Origin of the sequence: Micromonospora sp. DT44, from assembly GCF_049841635.1 — a bacterium.
GTDB lineage: Bacteria > Actinomycetota > Actinomycetes > Mycobacteriales > Micromonosporaceae > Micromonospora.
In genome coordinates this window covers 1-1161 of the sequence record NZ_JBNCKS010000140.1, presented here as the reverse complement: position 1 = coordinate 1161, position 1161 = coordinate 1, and the positions used below count along the sequence as shown (strand labels likewise).

Here is a 1161-nt window from a genome sequence, read left to right as displayed (position 1 = left end):
CCACCAGTATCAACATCATCAGCCCGGACCCTTGACGACCACACCCACCGCCTAACTGAACGGCGTTGGATCTAGACGGCGTATTGAAGATCCGCAAGCCCTAAGTTGCTCGGCGTTGATGCGCCGAGCGGCTTCGCGTTCGGTGGCGTTGGTCCATCGGATCCTCTGACCGGCCAGTCGCATCGTCATGAGTCGAATCATCGCAACCTTGATCATGGCTTCGGAGTTGACCGTCAGCCGCTCGTAATCACGGGCCAGTGGCCGGTTACGCACCAGCCCAGCCGAACGTCCGCTAGACCACCCACGGGCGGGGTAGGACCGTGAAGCCCTTGACGTCGTCGGTGCGTTTGACGATCTCCATCAGGATGCCGAGCTGGGTCTTTGCCCAGCTCACCAGTGTGGAGTCGATGCTGTTGACGTACCCGCCGTCGCCCCAGACGAGGGCGATGGTGGTGAATGCCTCGGCCAGTCGTCGCAGAATCCGCCGGCCGCCGGGCCGGTCCTTGACGGAGGCCGAGGTGACTATCACCACCAGGACCAGTCCCATCGTGCCAACGACCAGGTGCCGCTCGCGGCCGGCTGTCTTCTTCCCCATGTCGAACCCACGGCATTCGCCGCCTTCGCTGGACTTGATCGACTGGGCGTCAAGCACCGGTGCGGTCGGCTGCGGCTCGCGACCGGTCACCACCCGCACCTGCCGACGAAGCTCGTCGTAGATCGCGTCTCGGAACCTGCCTGACTATTCCATAACCGGCTATCCGGTCATAGCTCGATCTTGCGAAAGCCCTGGCGGGGACGAGGCCGAACAGCGCGCCTACCGGAGTCTGGCGGAGGCGGCGACCGGTGCCGACGTCGCGCTGCGGCTGCTCGACCTGCTGGAAGTGCCGGGCGGGTAAGCAGGTTTCCGAGCTGGAGGCTGCGTACGCTCCCGCGCAGTGATTCCGATTGAGGTGGATTGAACCGGCGGCCCTGCGCCTCCGTTATATAGAGCAATACCGAGGACTATACCCTGAAGGTGGACAGATGGAACCTCCCGCTCCCGCTCCCGCTCCCGCTCCCGCTCCCGCTCCCGCTCCCACTCCCACTCCCACTCCCGCTCCCGCTCCCGCTCCCGCTCCCGCTCCCGCTCCCGCTCCCGCTCCCGCTCCCGCTCCCGCTCCC

At 65.6% G+C, this 1161-nt stretch carries 1 protein-coding gene; it reads right to left on the bottom strand.

What is annotated here, in order from left to right; all coding sequences use genetic code 11:
* Nucleotides 1-292 precede the first annotated feature (292 nt).
* Nucleotides 293-685, bottom strand: a complete 393-nt coding sequence (locus ACLQ25_RS32650; RefSeq protein WP_425734578.1) for a transposase — start codon at nucleotides 683-685, stop codon at nucleotides 293-295.
* Nucleotides 686-1161 lie beyond the last annotated feature (476 nt).